17 protein-coding genes, 1 tRNA gene and 1 other RNA gene are annotated in these 19,748 nt (G+C 72.2%); 13 read left to right on the plus strand and 6 right to left on the minus strand.

What is annotated here, in order from left to right:
- Window positions 1-91 precede the first annotated feature (91 nt).
- The 4 genes from ACF08F_RS00330 to ffs all read right to left on the minus strand — a co-directional run bounded on the left by ACF08F_RS00330 (window position 92) and on the right by ffs (window position 6,185).
- On the minus strand, window positions 92-2,179 hold the full coding sequence (locus ACF08F_RS00330; protein WP_392296278.1) for a hypothetical protein: 2,088 nt from the start codon (window positions 2,177-2,179) through the stop codon (window positions 92-94).
- A 261-nt stretch (window positions 2,180-2,440) separates the two neighbouring features.
- A complete protein-coding gene (purD, locus tag ACF08F_RS00335) occupies window positions 2,441-3,691 on the minus strand; it encodes a phosphoribosylamine--glycine ligase (protein ID WP_392296279.1) in 1,251 nt (416 codons plus the stop codon).
- Window positions 3,692-3,752: 61 nt separating this feature from the next.
- A complete protein-coding gene (locus tag ACF08F_RS00340; RefSeq protein ID WP_392296280.1) occupies window positions 3,753-5,861 on the minus strand; it encodes a DNA polymerase III subunit gamma and tau in 2,109 nt (702 codons plus the stop codon).
- Window positions 5,862-6,086: 225 nt separating this feature from the next.
- Window positions 6,087-6,185: signal recognition particle sRNA small type (gene ffs, locus ACF08F_RS00345), an RNA gene on the minus strand.
- Between the two features lie 141 nt (window positions 6,186-6,326).
- Between ffs and ACF08F_RS00350 the strand changes: the two genes are divergently transcribed.
- Window positions 6,327-6,414, plus strand: a tRNA-Ser gene (locus tag ACF08F_RS00350).
- 44 nt (window positions 6,415-6,458) lie between these two features.
- Here the strand turns inward: ACF08F_RS00350 and ACF08F_RS00355 are convergent.
- Entirely contained in the window at window positions 6,459-7,100 is a 642-nt protein-coding gene (locus ACF08F_RS00355; protein WP_392296281.1) for a TetR/AcrR family transcriptional regulator, read from the minus strand.
- A gap of 98 nt (window positions 7,101-7,198) precedes the next feature.
- Between ACF08F_RS00355 and ACF08F_RS00360 the strand changes: the two genes are divergently transcribed.
- The 5 genes from ACF08F_RS00360 to ACF08F_RS00380 all read left to right on the plus strand — a co-directional run bounded on the left by ACF08F_RS00360 (window position 7,199) and on the right by ACF08F_RS00380 (window position 12,445).
- Window positions 7,199-7,633: a VOC family protein gene (locus ACF08F_RS00360; protein ID WP_392296787.1), complete on the plus strand. Its 435-nt coding sequence runs from the start codon at window positions 7,199-7,201 to the stop codon at window positions 7,631-7,633.
- Window positions 7,634-8,752: 1,119 nt separating this feature from the next.
- Window positions 8,753-9,160 (plus strand): hypothetical protein, encoded by a 408-nt coding sequence (locus ACF08F_RS00365; RefSeq protein ID WP_392296282.1) that lies wholly within the window; start codon window positions 8,753-8,755, stop codon window positions 9,158-9,160.
- Window positions 9,161-9,217: 57 nt separating this feature from the next.
- A complete protein-coding gene (locus ACF08F_RS00370) occupies window positions 9,218-9,892 on the plus strand; it encodes an ABC transporter ATP-binding protein (protein WP_392296283.1) in 675 nt (224 codons plus the stop codon).
- Window positions 9,889-12,141: an FtsX-like permease family protein gene (locus ACF08F_RS00375; RefSeq protein ID WP_392296284.1), complete on the plus strand. Its 2,253-nt coding sequence runs from the start codon at window positions 9,889-9,891 to the stop codon at window positions 12,139-12,141. Before ACF08F_RS00370 ends, ACF08F_RS00375 begins: the two co-directional genes overlap by 4 nt.
- A 94-nt stretch (window positions 12,142-12,235) precedes the next feature.
- Window positions 12,236-12,445 carry a DUF4287 domain-containing protein gene (locus ACF08F_RS00380; protein ID WP_392296285.1) on the plus strand — a complete coding sequence of 70 codons (210 nt, stop codon included), beginning with the start codon at window positions 12,236-12,238 and terminating at the stop codon, window positions 12,443-12,445.
- A gap of 38 nt (window positions 12,446-12,483) precedes the next feature.
- Here ACF08F_RS00380 and ACF08F_RS00385 read toward each other — a convergent pair whose 3' ends face one another.
- Window positions 12,484-13,701, minus strand: a complete 1,218-nt coding sequence (locus ACF08F_RS00385) for an MFS transporter (RefSeq protein ID WP_392296286.1) — start codon at window positions 13,699-13,701, stop codon at window positions 12,484-12,486.
- 103 nt (window positions 13,702-13,804) lie between these two features.
- On the opposite strand from ACF08F_RS00385, the gene ACF08F_RS00390 reads away from it, so the two are divergent.
- From ACF08F_RS00390 to ACF08F_RS00420, 7 genes are all read left to right on the plus strand, one after another.
- Window positions 13,805-14,791 carry a DUF5937 family protein gene (locus ACF08F_RS00390; protein ID WP_392296287.1) on the plus strand — a complete coding sequence of 329 codons (987 nt, stop codon included), beginning with the start codon at window positions 13,805-13,807 and terminating at the stop codon, window positions 14,789-14,791.
- A gap of 14 nt (window positions 14,792-14,805) precedes the next feature.
- Window positions 14,806-14,979, plus strand: coding sequence for a hypothetical protein (locus tag ACF08F_RS00395; RefSeq protein WP_392296288.1), 174 nt, complete (start codon window positions 14,806-14,808; stop codon window positions 14,977-14,979).
- Window positions 14,980-14,997: 18 nt separating this feature from the next.
- The gene (locus ACF08F_RS00400; RefSeq protein ID WP_392296788.1) at window positions 14,998-15,669 is read left to right on the plus strand and encodes an alpha/beta fold hydrolase; all 672 of its coding nucleotides are present in this window, start codon (window positions 14,998-15,000) and stop codon (window positions 15,667-15,669) included.
- A 65-nt stretch (window positions 15,670-15,734) separates the two neighbouring features.
- Window positions 15,735-16,793 carry an aldo/keto reductase gene (locus tag ACF08F_RS00405; RefSeq protein WP_392296289.1) on the plus strand — a complete coding sequence of 353 codons (1,059 nt, stop codon included), beginning with the start codon at window positions 15,735-15,737 and terminating at the stop codon, window positions 16,791-16,793.
- Between the two features lie 149 nt (window positions 16,794-16,942).
- The gene (locus ACF08F_RS00410; RefSeq protein WP_392296290.1) at window positions 16,943-18,124 is read left to right on the plus strand and encodes a winged helix DNA-binding domain-containing protein; all 1,182 of its coding nucleotides are present in this window, start codon (window positions 16,943-16,945) and stop codon (window positions 18,122-18,124) included.
- Window positions 18,125-18,238: 114 nt separating this feature from the next.
- Window positions 18,239-19,108 carry an IS5 family transposase gene (locus ACF08F_RS00415; protein WP_392296291.1) on the plus strand — a complete coding sequence of 290 codons (870 nt, stop codon included), beginning with the start codon at window positions 18,239-18,241 and terminating at the stop codon, window positions 19,106-19,108.
- A 71-nt stretch (window positions 19,109-19,179) separates the two neighbouring features.
- Window positions 19,180-19,485, plus strand: coding sequence for a hypothetical protein (locus ACF08F_RS00420; protein ID WP_392296292.1), 306 nt, complete (start codon window positions 19,180-19,182; stop codon window positions 19,483-19,485).
- Window positions 19,486-19,748 lie beyond the last annotated feature (263 nt).

Raw genomic sequence — 19,748 nt, forward strand, 5'->3', positions numbered from 1 at the left:
CGCACGCACTCCGTCACCGTTCGTCGTGAATTGACGAGAGTGGAAGCCGAGGCTCCGGGACGCGGGCTTCGGGGGCGGGTCCCAGGGGTGCTCAGACCAGGCGCACGGGCTTCTCCGGGCGGACTCCGGTGCGGGCGAGCCAGGCCCGCAGGGGCTCCGGGTCGCCGTCCTCGACGAGCGCGAGGACCCGGGGGCCGAGGTCGACCGTGCGCTCGCCGCCGACGAGCAGGGCGGGCCCGTCGAGCCAGTCGAGGCCGGGGGCGGCCTCCGCGGTGTCGACGGCCGCGCAGCAGACCATCGCGGTCACGTGGTCGGCGAGCAGGTCACGGCCGGTGCGGGGCGGCTGGAGCGGGAAGAGCGGCAGGGGCCCGTCGGGACCGCTGACGCCCACGTGCGGGGCCGGGGCGGGTCCGGAGGCCTGGGCTGCGGTCCGCGCCGCCGTCTTCGCCGCCTCGGCGGCCGCGCGGGCCTCCCGGGCCGCCTCCTCACGCGCGACGAACGCGCTGAGCGCGGCGGCGAGGGCGTCGGCGGCGGGGTTGGCGTGCGGCTCGTCGTCGAGGCCGGCGTCCTCGTCGTCGAGAGCGTCGCCCTCGTCGTCGGGGTCCGCTTCGGGCCCCGCGTCGGGGCCCGCGTCGACGCCCGCGTCGAGGCTGTCTTCGAGGCCGGCGTCGGGACTCGCGTCGAGGCTGTCTTCGAGGCCGGCGTCGGGACTCGCGTCGAGGCTGTCTTCGAGGCCGGCGTCGGCGGCTGCGCCAGCGGTCTTCTCGGGCGCGGTCTCGGCAGCTGCTCCGGAGGTCTCCTCGGGCGCGGTCTCGGCAGCTGCGTCGGAGGGCTTCTCGGCCGCGGCTTCCCCGGGCGTGTCCAGGTCCCGCGGGGCCTTCGGGTCGGGGGTGGCGGTGCCGGGGGCCGGCGGAGTGGTGGACAGGTGGGCCATCACCCGGGTCAGCGTCGGGCCGCCGGAGGCGGACGGGGACCCGGCGGCCGCGTCGGCGACGCCCAGCCGGTCGAGGACTTCGTGGAGCCGGGCAGCGTCCGTACGCCACTTCCGGTCGACGACCTCCTCCGGGTACTGGCTCCACTCCACCGGGGACCAGTCGGGACCGGCCTCGGCCGGGCCGCCGTGGAAGAGGCGGGCGGCGAGCAGCGAGGCCGCCTCGTCGACCGCGCCCGGCTCCTCCAGCAGGTCGCAGGCCGGGCGCTCGCCGAGCCGGGAGGAGAAGGCGTCCGCGAGCCGGTCGCGGCGGGAGAGCTCGGTCAGCGCGGAGACCACGCCCGCGTCGAGCTTGGCGGGCCAGCGGCCCATGCGCCAGGCGGGCAGCGCGACCCGGGTCAGGAGCCGGTCCCAGCCCGCGTAGGCCAGACCGACCTGCTCCTGGGCGACGATCCGTACGCCGTAGTCCACGGACTGCGCGCGCTCCGAGCCGGCGGCGGCGACACCGCGCTCCATCTCGGCCGCGTGCCCGCGGCAGGCGCGCAGCAGGACGCGGGCGACCTGCCCGACGCCCTGGGCGCCGGCCCTGCGGAAGGGGTCGAGGCCGGGGGTCTCGGGTACGGCGACGGCGGCGTCGAGACCGCGGATGAAGCGGCGGGCCGCGGCTATGTCGGGGTGGGCGGCCGGGCCCGTACCGGCGACGACCGGGGCGAGGACCGCGCGGAGTTCGGCGACCCGCATCCACCAGAGGAACGGGGAGCCTATGACGAGGACGGGGGCGCCGTCGTCGTCGGGCGCGGTGCGGAGCGCGCGGTGGGCCCGGTGGGTGCGGTCCTCCAGCCAGCTGTCGCAGTCCGGGGTCAGGGCTACCGCGGAGGGCGCGGGGACGTCGAGCCGGTCGGCCAGGTCGCGCACGAGCCGGTAGAGGTCGGGGGCCGCGGTCTCGGAGAGCTCCACGGTGGGCGTGGCGGCGGGCCGGGCGCGGGCGACGACGAGGGCGACGGCCGTGGCGGCGAGGAGGACGACGACCGCGAGGACGGTCACGACCCAGCGGGCGGTGTCCCAGCCGGACCCGGTGAAGTGGCCGGTGGCCCCGCCCGCGTACAGGACGACGGCCACCGCGGCGGGGAGCACGGCGAGGCCGAGGGCCCTGCCTCGGACACGGAGGACGGCGAGTGCCCGGGAGCGCGCGGCGCGCGCACCCCACTCCTCGCCGACAACGGCGCCGGTACCGGACACGCCGTACATCACCCCCTCCTGCCCATGTCGGGACTGCCTGTGGCGGTGTTGCTCACTCCCCCACTGTGGCACCCGTCACTGACATCGCAATGCCGGTGGGCCAAGTGCCGGAACGCCTCCGCCGCACCCTAGTTGGGGCGTTGGCGGCCGTCATCCGGATGGCCGAGCCGTCACTCGATGGAATGGCTTTGGGCAAAGGTGATGGCGCTCGTGCGGCCGTACGGTTCACCGCACGGCCGCACGAGAGAACGGCGGAAACGCCGTGCCGGGTCAGGCCTCGGCGGCCTTCCGCGCGATGTCCGTACGGTGCTGCGAGCCGTCGAGCCGGATACGGCCGACCGCCGCGTAGGCACGCTCGCGGGCCTGCGCCAGGTCCGTTCCGGTGGCGGTGACCGAGAGGACGCGGCCGCCCGCGCTCACGATCGCGTCGCCGTCCCGCTTCGTCCCCGCGTGGAGGACGTACGCGTGCGGGGCGTCCTGCTCCGCGACCTCGTCGAGGCCCTCGATCGGGTCGCCGGTGCGCGGGGTGTCCGGGTAGTTGTGGGAGGCGACGACCACGGTGACGGCGGCCTCGTCGCTCCAGCTCAGCGGCGCCTGGTCGTCCAGGGTGCCGTTGGCGGAGTTCAGCAGGACGCCCGCGAGCGGGGTCTTCAGGCGGGCGAGGACCACCTGGGTCTCGGGGTCGCCGAAGCGCGCGTTGAACTCGATGACCCGGACACCGCGGCTTGTGATCGCCAGACCGGCGTACAGCAGGCCGGAGAACGGCGTGCCGCGGCGGCGCAGTTCGTCGACCGTGGGCTGGAGGACGCTGTCCATGACCTCGTCGACGAGCTTGGGGTCGGCCCAGGGCAGCGGCGAGTAGGCGCCCATGCCGCCGGTGTTCGGGCCCTCGTCGCCGTCGAGCGCGCGCTTGAAGTCCTGCGCGGGCCGGAGCGGGAGGACGGTGACGCCGTCGGTGATCGCGAAGAGGGAGACCTCGGGGCCGTCCAGGAACTCCTCGATGACGACGCGCTCGCACGCGAGGGCGTGCGCACGGGCCTTGTCGAGGTCCTCGGTGACCACGACGCCCTTGCCGGCGGCGAGGCCGTCGTCCTTGACGACGTACGGAGCGCCGAAGGCGTCGAGCGCCTCGTCGATCTCCTCGGGGGTGGTGCAGACGTAGCTGCGGGCGGTGGGCACACCGGCACCGGCCATGACGTCCTTGGCGAACGCCTTGGAGCCCTCCAGCTGCGCCGCTTCCCGCGACGGGCCGAAGACCGGGATGCCGGCCGCGCGGACGGCGTCGGCGACACCGGCGACCAGCGGGGCCTCCGGGCCGACGACGACCAGTTCGGCGCCGAGCTCGGTGGCGAGGCGCGTGACGGCTTCGCCGTCCAGCTGGTCGACGGGGTGCAGCTCGGCGACCTCCGCGATTCCGGCGTTGCCGGGCGCGCAGTGCAGAGCGGTGACGTCGGGATCGAGGGAGAGAGAGCGGCACAGGGCGTGTTCGCGGGCGCCGCCGCCGATGACGAGGACCTTCACGCCAGCCAGGGTAGCCCGCTGGCCGGGATGCCCCTTGTGCGGGCCACCGAGCGAGACGGCCCTAGTCGTTCGTGTATTCCTCCACAACGGTGGCTCCGAGCTCGCGCACGATCAGGTCGTGCCCGGAGAGCGCGGAGTCGACGAGGTCGGGGTCGTCCTCCTCCGGCACGTCGTCCTCGGGCGCCACGGGCTGCGGCGCGGGCGGCGTGTACGCGGGGGCAGGCGCCGGCGCGGGGGCGGCGGCCTGCGGGAAGCCGCCCGCGGGGGCGGACTGCGGGAAGCCGCCTGCCGGGGCGGACTGCGCCTGGACGGGCGGGGGCGGCGGGGCCTGCTGGAAGGAGGGGGCGGCCTGCGGGCGGCCGCCGCCGAAGTTGGCCGCGGCGGGCGGCGGGGAGGCGCCGCCCGAGGGGTCGATGATCGCCTCGACGCGCCACTGCACGTTGAACTGCTCGGCGAGGGCCTGCTTCAGGACCTCCTCGCTGCCGCTGCTCGCGAAGTTGTCGCGGGCGCCGGCGTTAAGGAAGCCGAGCTGGAGGGTGGTGCCGTCGAAGCCCGCCACCTGCGCGTTCTGACTGAGCAGGATCCAGGTGAAGCGGCGCCGGTTCTTGACGGCGTCGAGGATCTGCGGCCAGAGGTTGCGCACCTGCGCCGTGTCCCCGCCGCCGGTGGCGGCGGGAGCCGGGGCCTGCGGCGCGGGCTGCGCCTGTACGGGAGCGGGGGCGGCCGCCACCGGAGCGGGGGCCGCCGCTCCGGGCCAGGAACCGGGCGCGCCGCTGCCGGGAGCCGCGGCCCCGGGCCAGGCGCCGGGCCGGGAGGCGGGGGGCTGGTCCTGCACCGGGGCGGCGGGGGCGGCAGCGGGCGCGGGCTGATGCTGGGGCTGCTGGGCGGGGGCCGCGGCCGGCGGGAGCGGGGGCGGGGCGAGCGGGGTGTGGGCCTCGGGCCCGGGCACGTACGCCATGGCGGGCGCGGCCGACGCGGGCGTGAACACGGGCGCGGGCCCGGCTCCGACGGCGACGCCGCGCTCCAGCCGGTCGAGGCGCGCCTGGAACGACCGCTCGTCGTCGAAGGCGGCGGGCAGCAGCACGCGCGCGCAGATCAGCTCCAGCTGGAGCCGGGGGGAGGTGGCGCCGCGCATCTCGGTCAGACCGGTGTTGACCAGGTCGGCGGCCCGGCTGAGCTCGGCGGCACCGAAGACGGACGCCTGCGCCTGCATGCGCTCGATGACGTCGACCGGCGCGTCGATGAGCCCCTTCTCGGCGGCGTCCGGCACGGCGGCGAGGATCACGAGGTCCCGCAGCCGCTCCAGCAGGTCGGCGACGAACCGGCGAGGGTCGTTGCCGCCTTCGATGACCCGGTCGACGACCTCGAACGCGGCGGCGCCGTCGCCGGCCGCGAAGGCGTCCACGACGGAGTCGAGCAGGGACCCGTCCGTGTAACCGAGGAGCGAGGTCGCCATGGCGTAGGTCACACCGTCGTCGGCGGCACCGGCGAGCAGCTGGTCCATCACGGACATCGAGTCACGCACGGACCCGGCGCCGGCGCGCACGACGAGCGGCAGCACGCCGTCCTCGACCCGGGCGCCCTCGCGCCCGCAGACCTCGCCCAGGTACTCCCGCAGGGTGCCGGGCGGCACGAGGCGGAAGGGGTAGTGGTGGGTCCGCGACCGGATGGTCCCGATGACCTTCTCGGGCTCGGTCGTGGCGAAGATGAACTTGAGGTGCTCCGGCGGCTCCTCGACCACCTTCAGCAGGGCGTTGAAGCCCGCCGAGGTGACCATGTGCGCCTCGTCGATGATGTAGATCTTGTACCGGCTGGAGGCGGGCCCGAAGAAGGCCTTCTCGCGCAGGTCACGGGCGTCGTCCACACCACCGTGGGACGCGGCGTCGATCTCGATGACGTCGATCGACCCCGGCCCGTTCCGCGCGAGGTCGCGGCAGGACTGGCACTCGCCGCAGGGCGTGGGCGTGGGCCCCTGCTCGCAGTTCAGACACCGCGCGAGGATGCGCGCACTGGTCGTCTTGCCACAGCCGCGGGGCCCGCTGAACAGGTACGCGTGATTGACCCGGTTGTTCCGCAGGGCCTGCTGCAACGGGTCGGTGACATGCTCCTGCCCGATGACCTCGGCGAAGGACTCGGGGCGATAGCGGCGGTACAGCGCGAGAGACGACACGTATACGAGGTTATAGGCGCCCACCGACAACCCGGGAAAAACCACCGACCGATCCCGGCGCCACCGCTCCCCACACCCGACGGCTCCTGACACCCGGCGGAGTCCACTCCACGGGGGACCACCCCACCGGGGACCACCGCGCCTGCTGGGGACGGATCCGCCCGGGGCGCCCGGGGACCGATCCACCCGGGGACAGATCCGCCCGGGGACCACTCCGCTCCGGGGAACGCAAGCGCCCCCCACGCACCCGCCAGAGCCAACCTACCCTTGCTGCCTTCCGGCCCTGGGGGAGTTCAGTCAGATAGCGCCGCGTGAGGGGCTCCGCCCAGCCTACCCGATCCCGGCAGCCCCTCGGCCCACCCACCCCCCTCCCGACTCCTCCCCGACTCCTCACCGACCCCGGCTCGGAGCGAGTGATCGAATCGAGTTCGCGAGCACCCTCCTCGGTCATGTAATGTTCCGAGCGGAGGATTCGCCTAGAGGCCTAGGGCGCACGCTTGGAAAGCGTGTTGGGGGCAACCCCTCACGAGTTCGAATCTCGTATCCTCCGCCAGCCCAGAGGGCCGGACCGCATCAGCGGTCCGGCCCTCTGGCGTTTCACCCGGCCGCCGACGGGAGGCCGCCGAGTGCCCCTTCCAGGAGATCGAAGACGTGGGTCGCCTCCGGGGCCAGGGTGGCGGCGATCACATCGTTGGACTCGCCGGCCAGGGTGAGCTCCTGGATCCGCCGGAACAGCAGACGGTGCGCGGCCCCGAGGAGCGCGGCGGCGGCGCGGGGCGCGACGGAATCGGCGGCGGCGGGTTCGGCCTCCGCGAGGGCGACGGCCAGGGCTTCCTCACGCTGGTCGTGCAGATCACGCAGGCGGGCGGTGAGGGTGGGACTGTCGGCGACCATGCGGGCGAACTCGGGGCCGGCGAAGCCCGCGACGGGGTTGCGGGCGTCGAGGGCGGCGGTGAAGTCCCGGCGCAGCGCGGCCAGCGGCGACTCGTCGTCCGCGCGGCCGACGACCGCGGCGGCCAGGCTCGCGGTGAACTGCTCGTGATGGTCGAGGGCCAGGTCCTCCTTGCGCGGGAAGTAGTTGGTGACCGTCTTCTTGGCCACCCGGGCCTCGGTCGCGATCTCGGCGATCGTCGTCTGCTCGAAGCCCTGCGCCAGGAACAGGCGGGTGGCGTGGTCGGAGATCAGCTGCCTGGTCTCCTGCTTCTTGGACTCACGGAGTCCCATGCTCTCGATACCCATGGAAAGAATCTTACCCTCGTAGCAAAAATACGCTTGACACACCTTGAAGGTCGTGCGTAAAGTTACGTCCGTCGTAAAGTTCTCTTCGAGGAGTCACCCTGAACGTCACCACCTCCACCCTCTCCCTCACCGTCGCCGACGTCACCGCGTCGCAGGAGTTCCTCACCACCCACCTCGGCTACCAGGTCGCCATGGCCGCCGACGGCTTCGCCTCCCTGACCCGGGACGACGCCGCCGTCGACATCGTGCTGCTCCGCCAGGGCACCGAGGTCCTCCCCGCCGAGCAGCGCGACCAGCGGGCGGGCGGCCTGATCCTGGCGCTCACCGTCAGCGACCTCAGCGCGCACGAGGCCCGACTGCGGGAGGCCGGCGCGCCGATCACGATGCCGCTGCGCGAGGAGCCGTGGGGCGAGCGCCTCTTCCAGCTGACCGACCCGAACGGCGTCGTCGTCCAGCTGGTCGAGTGGGTCACCCCGTCCGGCGACGCGGCCGGGGGCGGGACCTGGGACGAGTCCGGGCCCGACGCCTCCTGAACGACGAGAAGGGCCCCACCTCTCCGGGTGGGGCCCTTCTCCGTTCCCCCGGCACTGCGCGGGGCAGGGCCGGCACTCCAGGCCCAGCTCCCGGTCGACGCCGTACTCGTCCGCGTCGAGGCGTCGACGACCTGCCGCCAGGAGCCGTACTTGGCGTACAGCTGATCAGCGGTCGGGCCGAAGGGGCTGCCGCACTTGGCGATGCTCCGCCCCTCCAGTCCCCCAGTCCCCCAGCCCTCCGGGACGTGGACCTCCCCCAGGGGCATACCGGCGCGAGTGATCTCCTTCGCCTGGTTCCACATGTCGACGAGCTCCCGGGCGGCCTCCTCGTCGATGAAGCCCGCCTCGCACATGCCGGCCTCAGTGCGGTGCATGTCCTCCAGGGGCGCGTGGCACCGCATCCGCGCCCGCTGGGCCACGACCTTCTCGTCCATCGCCAGGACGCGGATCCGGCACACGACCGGGTGGGCGGGCGCTGGGGCAGGTCTCGTCGGCGGACCGGGCCGGGCGAGCAGGCCGTGACGATCGATCCGCACGCCTCGGCGGTGGTGCGGCGGCGCGAAGGGGCCGACGAAGGGGCGCGGCGCGCGGCGGAGGAAGAGACCAGGGAAGGCGCAGGCCCGCCACCCGGACGAGAGCGCCCCCGTTCACGCAGGCGCACCGCGGATCACCCTCACGGAACCCGACCCACGCGGCATCCGCATGCACCGCACGCACCGGGACGCGGGAGCGGCTGGCGGCCACCGGCTCTGACCGCGAAACCCGGAACGGCCCAAGCCCGCCGGCGCGGCAACCGAGCCGCTCCCGGCTCTCGTCCGACTGCGCCGACGCCGACGCCGACGCAGGCGCGAAGTCTGCACACCCTGGCGGGAGTTCACGGAGTCGATCCCGAGGAGCGGCGCCAGACCCCTCGTGGACGCTCGTCGCAGGCGGACAGAGCCACGAAGCCCAACCCACGACTCCGGGCAGGCCGAAGGCAACTTCGCCGTCGCCCAGCGAGGGTTTTGTTCACCGGTTAGAGCGGTGCTGCGAGAGAGGGACGTTCCTGCGACCACCAGTGTGTAGTGATGCCGATACTTTCTGTGATGACCTACCGGTTCGACCAGACAGGGGTTATCGATGAGGAAGTTGGCGACTGCGGTGGTGGCCGCGGGGCTGTTCTTCGGAGGAATGGGGGTGGCGGTGGCGGACTCGGAACACACACTCCGAATGACGGACCCCGGCGTCGAGTTCGTTGGCACCTACCAGTGGGAGTCCGCGAGCAAGGTACCGAGCGGGCTGCACGTAAAGGGCGAGCTGAAGGACTCCAGCCCCGAAGACGGCCATAACGTCTACCTCCGCAGCAAGGTTGCAGGCTATCCCTGGGGCCGAATCAAGGGTGTCCAACGGAAGAACATCAAGGTCAACGAGGTCTTCTTCGACGGCGCGGTTCTGAAGACGAGGGATGTGCGACTGCAGGTGTGCCGCGACCGCGGCTCCCTGCGGCCGGACAACTGCTCCCCGGAGCGGCTGTTCACCCGCCGATAGTCGACGACCCTGGGAGCCGCATGTGTGCGGCTCCCAACCTGTAGGGAGCCCACCACCATGGATGTCATCCTCCGCGCCGAGGGCGTGGATCTTTCTTACGGCACGCATCAGGCGGTAAATGGCGCTGACTTCACGCTCAAGCGCGGCGAAGTGGCTGCCATCATGGGGAGCAGCGGGTCGGGGAAGTCGTCCCTTCTCTACTGCCTTGCTGGCGTCCTTCCGCCCTCCTGCGGCACAGTGACCTTCGACGGGGTCCACCTCTCCTCTTTGCCCGACGGCGAACTGAGCGCCCTGCGTCGTACTCGCCTGGGGTTCGTCTTCCAGTACGGAGAGCTGCTTCCTGAGCTGACCGTGGAGGAGAATGCTGCGCTTCCCCTCCGGCTTGCCGGAATCAGCAAGCCACACGCTCATGCGATGGCCGCGCAGATCCTGGGCAGGCTCGGCATGGGTGACCTGCTCCGGCGTAGGACGTCGAAGCTGTCGGGTGGCCAGAGTCAGCGCGTGGCAGTGGCACGGGCGCTGGTACACCGCCCGGACGTGGTGTTCGCGGATGAGCCAACCGGTGCCCTCGACAGCGTTAACGCCACTGCCGTTTTGGAGGAGTTCCTCCAACTCGCGCGGCGGCAGAAGACAGCCGTGGTTATCGTCACGCACGACCCGGACGTCGCAGCAAAAGCAGACACGCAGTACACAATGTCGGACGGTCTGCTGACCCAGCGGGTGGCAGTGTGAACGCGTTCCTCCTCGGGCTCCGCCTGCTTTGGGGCAGTGGGCGCAGAGGGCGGGTTCGCTTCCTCCTGATGGCGCTCGGATCCGCGCTCGGAGTGGCCTGCCTTGCTGCAGTGCTCACCATTCCGTCGATCCTCACCGCTCACGATGCCCGCACTCACGCCCGGGAACCCCGACCGGGCAATAGCAATGTCATCTATCGCGAGTTCCGGGATCCGTACGGGTCTCAGCCGTTCCATCGAGTCTTTGTCGCACGCACGAGCCCAGGGTCGACAAAGGTCCCACCGGGTATCGACAAACTTCCCGAGGCCGGTGAAGCGATCGTTTCGCCGAAACTGCTAGAGATCCTGGCAGCCAACCCAAAAGCAGCTGGGCTCGTACCCGGGCGCGTCACCGGAACAATCGCACCAGAGGGACTGGGTGACGCCAATGATCTGTACGCCTACATCGGCACAACTCCGGCCGAGCTGAGCGGAGCAGAGGCGCTTGGTGGCTTCGGCATCGGCACGTCCTGGCGGCAGATCGTCGACCCGTCGACTCTCGACATCCTGCGGTTCACCCTCGGCTGCATCGTGCTGCTCCCACTAGTCACCTTCCTCTCCGTCTGTGCCCGCCTCTCCGGCGAGTCCCGGGCCCGCCGATTGGCCGCCCTGCGGCTCGTCGGCCTCAGCATGAAGGACACCCTGCGGGTCAACGCGGGGGAAAGCGTGGTCGCCGCATTCGCCGGGGCCGTACTCGGGCTCGTCGGGTATCTCGGGGTCAACGAGATCATGGCGCGTGTCGGGCTACCCGGGCTGCGCTGGTATCCACCAGACGGGCGGCCCTCGTGGTCCACTGTTGCCCTGTGTCTCCTCGGGTGTCCTGCCCTCGCGTGGGTGGTCGGGCAGTTCAGTGCGCGGCGAGCCGCCCTGTCGCCGATCAGTGTCCGGCGGACCGGGGAAATCAAGCCTCCGAGGATGTACGGGACGTTGCTACTGGTACCAGGACTCGGGATCATCGGCGGGTACTGCGTGCTGAGTGTGCTGGGGCGTGACCCGTCCGGGGGTTCTGCCAGTTCCGTGCTGGTACCCGGCGCCGTTCTGTTGACCGGGGCCGGACTCGTATTCGGCTTGGCGCCGATCACAGCATGGATTGCGCGACGGCTGGCCAGGATGGCGAAATCTCTGCCCGTGGCCTTGGCGATGCGGCGCACTGAGGTCGACCCCGGATCATCGTTGCGCGTGGTCACCGGTCTCGTACTACTGGTATTTGGAGCCTCGCTCACGCAGGGAGTTCTCGTCGAGCTGGACCAGGTCAGTCGAAGGACGGCACCCGTTCAGGAGTACCAGATCAGCCTCAGCGACTTAACTGCCGAGCAAAGGCATCAACTCACAAAGATCCCTGACACGCAGACGCATGTGATCGCGTACAGCTCATGGGATTCGCCAGGTGACGACGTGTGGCGGCACGTCGATCTACTGGTCGCGAACTGCGCACAGCTCGCCGCGACTACTCAGTCAACGAAGGGCTGTGTGGACGGCAGGATCATGCAGCTATACGAAGCCAATTCTGCTTATCCGGAGGACCCCCAGCCTGGTGACCGGTTCCCCTTCGAGACCCGCGACGGGCGAAAGAGCTTCCTCACCGTTCCCCATGAGCGGATTGACATGACGACGTACCAGCCGTCCGTCTTTCACACCAGCGCCCTGCTCGTCCCGCCCTCCCTCGCTCCCGCGAACCTGGCTGACTCGGCCGGCACTCTGACTCTCGTCAGCGACGCCGACCCAGCCACCGTCCGGGCCGTGCTCGACGGTGTCGGGGCCGTTGCTCCCACCGCTTCCGTCGAGCCCGTCGGGATCGTGATCGATGCGCTTGCGCAGCTCACCGTGATTCGGAGTCTGCTTGCTGTCGGGATGGTGCTGGGGCTGGTCATCGGGGTGGCCGCGTTCGTCGTGTCCGTGGCCGATCGGGCCATGGAGCGGCGGGGGCAGGTGACCGCGCTCGCTCTGTTGGGGGCCCGGGCCGGGACCCTGCGGGTCGTGCAGGTCGTGCAGGTCGGGTTGCCGCTCGTCGTGGGGCTGGGGGCGGCCATCGTCACCGGGTGGCTCGCCGAGTCCAGCTATCTGATCACCGGGGGCGGCGCGGTCCACTGGGACTGGGAGGGGCTGCCGCTGCTCTTCGCCTGTGCCCTCGGCGTGCTGATCGCCGCAGGCCTCGCCTCCGTACCCATGGTCCGGCGGCACATCGATCCCGAGCACATTAGGCGGGATTGACGTGCTCGGGATCGATGCTCCGGCAGGCGATGAGTTTCGGTCGGGTGGGGGGTCGTAGTGGTGACGTCTTCGTTCCTGCCGTGAGGAGAGCTCCATGTCCACCAGCGCCCCCAAGGGTCCCGCCAGCTACTTCCCCTCCATCGAGAAGAAGTACGGGCGGCCCGTCTCCGAGTGGCAGGAGCTCATCCGGTCCTCGCCGCTCACCAAGCACATGGAGCTCGTCTCCTGGCTCAAGGCCGAGCACGGTCTTGGGCACGGGCATGCCAACGCTCTCGTCGCCCACACCTTGGCCGAGGGCGAGTAGGGAGAGGACGGGAGGGGGTTCCGCCGCACGCGCCGGTGTCAGGCCGCCAGGTCGTGCGGGTGGCGGCGGTCGACCCTCTTCGTCAGCGCCAGCGTCGCCGCCGCGGCCGCCGAGCCCGCCAGCAGGGCCGTCCACCACAGCACGGCCGGACCCAGCGTCGTGTACGCGGCCACTCCCACCGTGAGCGCCCCGAAGCGCGCCACGCCCCAGGTCCAGCTGAACGCCCCCTGGTAGCGGCCCCGGGCGTGGGCCGGGGCGAGGTTGGCGACGACGCCCGCGGCGATGCCGGCGACCACGACCTCGCCGAGCGACCAGACCACCACCGACACGGTGTAGCCGACGATCCCGTCCGCCAGGCCCGTGAGCGCCACGCCCACCGCGATCAGCACGCTGCCCGCGCTCTGCACCGCGAGCTGCGGCAGCCGGGCCAGCCGGGCGGTCAGGAAGGGCTGGAGGGCGACCACCAGGACCGCGTTGACCGCTGCCATCGCCCCGTACACCGCCGGGGAGAGCCCGCTGTCGCGGATCGCGAGCGGCAGGGCGACCTCGGTCAGCGAGTACACGAACAGCTGGATGCCGAACAGCGGGAGCAGCAGCAGGGCGAGGCGGTCGCGGAGGACGACTCCGTAGCCGATGCCGTCCTTCTCCGGGGTCTTCGCGCGGGCCGGTTCCTCGAGGCGCGTCGCCACCACCCCCGCGTACAGCAGCATCGAACCCGCGTCCACCGCGAACAGCAGCCAGTAGCCGTGCGCCGCCAGGTAGCCGCCGAGGACGCCCGCCACCGCGGTGCCGATGTTCACGCCCCAGCCGAAGAGGGCGTACGCGCGCTGCCGGCGTTCACTGTCGACCGCGTCGGCCAGCAGTGCGTACGCCGCCGGTGACACCGTGCTGCCCGCCGTGCTGACCAGCAGCGACGCCACCGCCATCGTCCACACCCCGGGCGCCAGGAACAGCGCGCCCTGCGCCGCCGCCGCGCCGGTAAGGCCGATCAGCATCGTCGTACGGCGGCCTACGCGGTCCGCCAGGATGCCGCCGACGACGGGGCCGATGAGGTTGCCCGCGCCGAGGGCGCCCAGGACGTACGTGGTGTCGGTGCCGGTCACTCCGCGCGAGGCGAGGAAGAAGACCAGGAACGGGGTGACCAGGTAGCCGAGACGGTTGACGATCGTTCCGGCGAAGATCGTCCAGACGATCGGCGGGAGGCCTCGGAAGAGGGAGGGGGAGGGGGAGGGGGAGGGGGAGGGGGAGGTGGGCATGGGGGAGTTTTGCCTTGGGTCGGTTCGGGGCTCCAATGATTAAGCTCAGGACGAATCCATTCGACTGCGACGGCGACGTGTCGCCTACCAGGACGGTGACTCCATGGAATCCGGGCTCCGTTTCTCCGCCGCCGATCTCGCCCAGACCCGCTTCGCGGTCTCCCCCATGTGGGAGGTCGTCACCAGCTTCCGCCTCCTCGCCCGGCAGCCCGACACCACCGGCGCCTCCCCCCACCGGCGCTGGGCCGCCCAGGTACGCCCCAGGCTGGTGCGGGCCGGGCTCGACCGGGGCTGGCTCGCCGCCCTCGTCCCCGCCCACGGCTACCTCGCCGACTTCCTCAACCCCACCCCCACCGGCCCCTTCCCCACCCTCGGCGCCGAGCTCGACGCCATCCGCCGCACCCCTCCCGAGCAGGTACGCGACGACCTCGGGCGCCTCGCCGTGGAAGGCGGCGACGGGCCCCGGCGACGGCTGCTCCACGAGGCTCCCGAAGCCGCGCTCCGCAAGGTCGCCGACGAGATCGACACCTACTGGGAGCTCGCCCTCGCGCCCTACTGGGCCCGCATCCAGAAGCTCCTGGAGGCCGACGTCTTCCACCGGGCCCGCCAGGTCGCCGAGCACGGTTCGGCCCGGGTCCTGAGCGAGCTCCACGAGACCGTGCGGTGGGACGACGGCACCCTGCGGCTCGTACGCCGCCACTGTGCGCTCACCCGCGACCAGGCCGGCTCCGGGCTGCTGCTCATCCCCTCCGCCTTCGCCTGGCCCAAGGTCCTCACCCGCTCCGTCCACCCCGACCCGCCCCAACTCGCCTACCCCGCACGGGGCATCGGCACCCTGTGGGAACCCCGCGCGACCGCCGCCACCGACGCCGTCGCCGCCGTCCTCGGCCGCTCCCGCACCCTGCTCCTCACCGAGCTCGACACCCCGGCCTCCACCACCCAGCTCGCCACGCACTGCGGCCTGTCCGCCGCGGGCGTCTCCCAGCACCTCATCGCCCTGCGGAACGCCGGCCTGGTCACCGCCCACCGCAGCGGGCGCTCGGTCCTCTACGCCCGCACCGCCGTCGCCGATCAGCTCCTCCAGCCGTGAGGGAGGATCGTCGGGTGACGGATTCCCTGTGCTCCTTCCAGCAGGCCGAGCCCGGCGCGCCGGGTGCCGGTCCCGTCGAGCGGGTCGTCCTCGCTCCCGACGGCGTACGGCTGTCCTGCCGTGACTGGGGCGGCTCCGGGGACGACGTCCTCCTCCTCCACGGGCTCGCCGGGCACGCCGGGGAGTGAGACGCGACCGCCCGCGCCCTGCGGGACGCCGGACACCGCGTCCTCGCCCTCGACCAGCGCGGGCACGGCGGCAGCGAGCGCCGGCCCGGGGACGTCTCACGCGCCGCGTACGTCGCCGACGTCGTCGCCGTCGTGACGGAACTCGGGCTCCGGCGGCCCGCGTTGATCGGGCAGTCGCTCGGCGGTCACACCGCCCTGCTCACCGCCGCCGCCCATCCCGGACTGCCCCGCGCCCTCGTCCTCGTCGAGGCCGGGCCCGGCGGCTCGGACCCGGGCCTCCAGGCGGGCATCGCCGCGTGGTTCGCCGACCGGCCGGTGCCCTTCCCCAGTCGGGAGGCGGCCGTCGCGTACCTCGGCGGCGGCAAGCGGGCCGTCGGGGAGGGCTGGGCGAGCGGGCTGGAGGAGCGCGGCGACGGGCTGTGGCCCCGCTTCGACGCCGACGTCATGGTCCGGTCGCTCGACGAGCTCGCCCGCCGCGCCTTCTGGGACGAGTGGGCGGCGATCACCTGCCCCGTCCTCGCCGTCCTCGGCCAGGGCGGGCACGGCGGGATCATCGGCGCCGAGGAGTACGCCGAGATGGCCCGGCTCCGGCCCGGACTCCGCGGCGCCGGCGTGCCCGGCACCGGGCACGACACGCACCTGGAGCGGCCCGAGGTGCTGCACGCCCTGGTCACGGCCTTCCTGGGCTGAACTCGGGCGCGGGCGGGGCGATTTCCTCTTGCCTTCGAGCGCACTCTCATTCCTACAGTGCGCACATGCGCTATCGAACACTCGGCGGGACCGGGATCGACGTCAGCACCTACTGCCTCGGCACCATGATGTTCGGTGCCGTCGGCAATCCGGATCACGCGGACTCCGTACGGATCATCCATGCCGCCCTCGACCGGGGCGTCAACTTCGTGGACACCGCCGACATGTACTCGGGCGGCGAGTCCGAGGAGATCGTCGGCAAGGCGCTGCGCGATCCGCGGCGCCGGGAGTCGACCGTCCTCGCGACGAAGGTGTACTTCCCGATGGGCGGCGAAGGCCCCAACAAGGGCGGACTCTCCCGGCGTTGGATCACCCTCGCCGTCGAGAACAGCCTGCGGCGGCTCGGCACCGACTGGATCGACCTCTACCAGGTCCACCGGCCCGACCCCCGCACCGACATCGAGGAGACCCTCGACGTCCTCGGCGACCTCGTCACGCAGGGCAAGATCCGGACCTTCGGCTGCTCCACCTTCCCCGCCGAGGAGATCGTCGAGGCGCACGCCGTCGCCGACCGCCGCGGGCTGCGCCGCTTCCGCTCCGAGCAGCCGCCGTACTCGCTGCTCGCGCGGGGCGTGGAGGCGTCCGTGCTGCCCGTGGCCCAGCGGTACGGGATGGGGGTGCTGACCTGGAGCCCGCTCGCCTCCGGCTTCCTCACCGGCCGGTACCGCAAGGGCGCGCCGATCGACCTGAGCAGCGGCCGGGCCGCGCTCCATCCGCACCGCTTCGACCCCTCGCTCCCCGTCACCGCGGCCAAGCTCGACGCCGTCGAGGAGCTCGTCGCGCTGGCCGACGAGATCGGGTGCAGCCTCCCCGAGCTGGCGATCGCCTTCGTGACCGCACATCCGGCGGTGACCTCCGTGATCATCGGGCCGCGCACGATGGAGCAGCTGGAGGGGCTGCTGAAGGGGGCGCCGGTGGTCCTGACGGACGAGGTCCTCGACCGGATCGACGCGATCGTGCCGCCCGGGACGAACGTCTACCCGCCGGACGGCGTCTGGCGCCCCCGCGCCCTCACCGAACCGGCCCTGCGGCGACGACCGCTGGAGGAGCGGGCGGCCGGCTGACGGCACACTGCCCACGGCTGACGGCTGACGGCTGACGGCTGACGGCACACTGCTCACGGCACACTGTTCACGGATGACGGCTCGCGGCTCGCCGTGGCGGATCCGTGGATCCACTCGGTTCCCGGCGTGCCCGAGGCCATGCTGGTCGCATGAGTGGGACGCGTACGAGAACGATCGGCGACGCGGAGCGCCGGGCCCGGCTCGCGGTCCGGCACCGGCTGGCCGGGGTCGCGCGGGCCGGGACGGCCGTAGAGGTCGGGGAATCCGTGGTGGCACTGCACGGGACGGACCCCGCGAGCGTGTTCCTCGCGGTCGGGGCGCGACTGGCGGGTGACGGCGGGCCGGTCGGGCCGCTCGGGCGGGCGCTGTACGAGGAGCGGTCCCTGGTCCGGATGCACGGGATGCGGCACACGGTCTTCGTCTTCCCGGCCTCCCTCGCGCCCGCCGTGCAGGCCTCGACGACCGGCCCCGCCGCCGCCCGCGAACGTGCCTTGCTGCTGCGGCACTTGGCGGCGGGCAGCTCCTTCGACGAGTCCTGGCTCATCGGGACCGAGCGGCTCGTCCTCGCCGAGCTGGCCGCACGCGGGGAGGCGACCGGAGCCGAACTGGGCTCGGCCGTACCGAGGTTGCGGGAGACATACGTGTACGGGCCGGGCACCCGTCAGGAGGGCGTCCAGTCCGTCGCGAGCCGGGTGCTGCGGGTCCTGGGCATGGAGGGGCGGATCGTCCGTGGCCGGCCGCAGGGGACGTGGACGTCGAGCCGGTTCCGGTGGGCGCTCGCCGAGGAACACCCGGCGGTGCCGCCGGCCGAGGCGCGGGCCGAGCTGCTCGGGCGGTGGCTGGCGGCCTGCGGGCCGGCGACCGAGGCGGACCTGAAGTGGTGGACGGGGTGGAAGGTCACGGACGTGCGGGCGGCGCTCGCCGCCGTGGGGGCGGCGACGGTGACGCTGGCGGCCGGGACCGGTTTCGTCCTGCCGGACGACCTCGACCCCGTACCGGCGCCGGAGCCCTGGGCGGCGCTGCTGCCCGCGCTCGACCCGACGGCGATGGGCTGGCAGGCCCGGGACTGGTACCAGGACCCCGGGCACCGGGCGGCGCTGTACGACCGCAGCGGGAACATCGCGCCGACCGTGTGGTGGGACGGCCGGATCGTCGGGGTCTGGGCGCAGCGGCCGGACGGCGGGATCGTCCACCGACTCCTGGCCGACGTCGGCGGGGAGGCGGAGGCGGCGATCGGCGCGGAGGCGGCGCGGCTGGCGGGGTGGGTGGGGGACGTACGGGTGACGCCCCGGTTCCGCACCCCGCTGGAGCGGGAGCTGGCCGCGGCCTAGGGGGCGCCTCTTCCGGATCGCGCCGTGGGCCCGGCCCGATCGGCAGGAGACACCCCCTAGGCCGTGTTTTAGAAGTGGGTTCGTTCCCTCGTCCTGTGCCGTGATGATCTCGGGGTGGGGCGAGGGGATCTTTCTGACGAGCAGTGGTCGGTGCTGGAACCGTTGTTGCCGGTTGCGGTGTTGGGTAGACCGTCTCTGGGCCGGCGGAAGCTGATCGACGGTATCCGGTGGCGGGTGAGGACCGGTGCTCCGTGGCGGGATCTGCCGACGGACTACGGGCCGTGGCAGACGGTCTACGGACTTTTCCGCCGCTGGCAGCGCGACGGCACCTGGCCTGAGCTGCTGACCAGACTGCAGGCCCGGGCGGACGCGGCCGCGCTGATCACGTGGGAGGTCAACGTCGACTCCACGATCTGCCGGGCCCACCAGCACGCCGCGGGCGCCCGCCGCGACGGACAGGCCCAGAAGGAACCGCCAGGCGGTGTCCAGGCCGAACCCGGCGACCATGGCCTGGGCCGGTCGCGGGGAGGATTCACCACCAAGATCCACCTGACCTGCGAACAAGGCCAGCGGCCTTTGTCTTTGCTGGTCACCGCAGGTCAGCGCGGTGACAGCCCCCAGTTCGCCACAGTGCTGGAAAGCATCCGAGTACCCCGCACCGGGCCCGGCCGTCCGCGTGTCCGTCCGCTGCGAGTGCGGGGCGACAAGGCGTATTCGTCCCGCGCCAACCGGGCCTACCTGCGAAAGCGCGGGATCCGGTGCACGATCCCGGAGCCCGCCGACCAGGCCAGGAACCGCAAGCGGAAGGGGAAGGCCGGCGGGCGGCCTCCGGCCTTCGACCACGAGGACTACAAGGCCCGGCACGCGGTCGAGTGCGGGATCAACCGGCTCAAGCGCAACCGGGCGGTGGCCACACGGTTCGACAAACTCGCGGTCCGCTTCGAGGCCACCGTCGTGATAGCCGCGATCGGCGAATGGCTGTGACCTGCCGCTGCTGTTGGCCACGCATGCCATGCTGACCGCATTCACGGTGGACAGAGCGAGGAGCGACAACGATGGGGGCTCAGTACTACGGCGCCGACAGCGAGAACGGTGACCGCATCGACGACCCGTCCGAGGACGCACTGTTCATGCTGATCAGCGACCTCAACGACTCCGACAACACCTTCGTGGTCGTCCAGCCCGACGATGACGACCCTGTCTGGTTCGCCTCAGTGGGTGTCCTGGACGAAGGCGGCTACGAGATCGTTCGCCGTGACACCACCCGCAACGAGCACGAGGTCACTACCTCGAACAGCATCAACGACATCTCCCGCGACCTCACCATCTGGATGGCCGCCCGCAGTATCAGCGCTTGCTAGCCCTGATCTCACCCCGGCGTCGAACGTCTGCGGCCTGTTCCCGTGCTGCTGCCGCCTCCGCTCTGGCCCTGACTCTGTCCTCTTCGAAGACCAGCACGGGGGCCAACGCGTCCAAGGCCCCAGCGATCCTCTCCCGCCAGTCAGCGAACTCGGCAGAGCACGCATCGGACGGCTGCTGCGACTTCACAGAGCGGAGACGGCGCAGGGCGTGCTTGAGCGCGGGGTCAACCACGAGGCTTCTTTCGATCGGTACGCGGTCGACC

This window comes from Streptomyces sp. NPDC015130 (assembly GCF_043080005.1).
Lineage (GTDB): Bacteria > Actinomycetota > Actinomycetes > Streptomycetales > Streptomycetaceae > Streptomyces.

What these genes read in the sequence shown, in the direction of transcription:
- ACF08F_RS00330 (WP_392296278.1), bottom strand. Translation starts at nt 2,179, where the DNA reads ATGTACGGCGTGTCCGGTACCGGCGCCGTTGTCGGCGAGGAGTGGGGT.
- ACF08F_RS00355 (WP_392296281.1), bottom strand. Translation starts at nt 7,100, where the DNA reads ATGGGTATCGAGAGCATGGGACTCCGTGAGTCCAAGAAGCAGGAGACC.
- ACF08F_RS00365 (WP_392296282.1), top strand. Translation starts at nt 8,753, where the DNA reads ATGAGGAAGTTGGCGACTGCGGTGGTGGCCGCGGGGCTGTTCTTCGGA.
- ACF08F_RS00370 (WP_392296283.1), top strand. Translation starts at nt 9,218, where the DNA reads ATGGATGTCATCCTCCGCGCCGAGGGCGTGGATCTTTCTTACGGCACG.
- ACF08F_RS00380 (WP_392296285.1), top strand. Translation starts at nt 12,236, where the DNA reads ATGTCCACCAGCGCCCCCAAGGGTCCCGCCAGCTACTTCCCCTCCATC.
- ACF08F_RS00385 (WP_392296286.1), bottom strand. Translation starts at nt 13,701, where the DNA reads ATGCCCACCTCCCCCTCCCCCTCCCCCTCCCCCTCCCCCTCCCTCTTC.
- ACF08F_RS00390 (WP_392296287.1), top strand. Translation starts at nt 13,805, where the DNA reads ATGGAATCCGGGCTCCGTTTCTCCGCCGCCGATCTCGCCCAGACCCGC.
- ACF08F_RS00405 (WP_392296289.1), top strand. Translation starts at nt 15,735, where the DNA reads ATGCGCTATCGAACACTCGGCGGGACCGGGATCGACGTCAGCACCTAC.
- ACF08F_RS00410 (WP_392296290.1), top strand. Translation starts at nt 16,943, where the DNA reads ATGAGTGGGACGCGTACGAGAACGATCGGCGACGCGGAGCGCCGGGCC.
- ACF08F_RS00420 (WP_392296292.1), top strand. Translation starts at nt 19,180, where the DNA reads ATGGGGGCTCAGTACTACGGCGCCGACAGCGAGAACGGTGACCGCATC.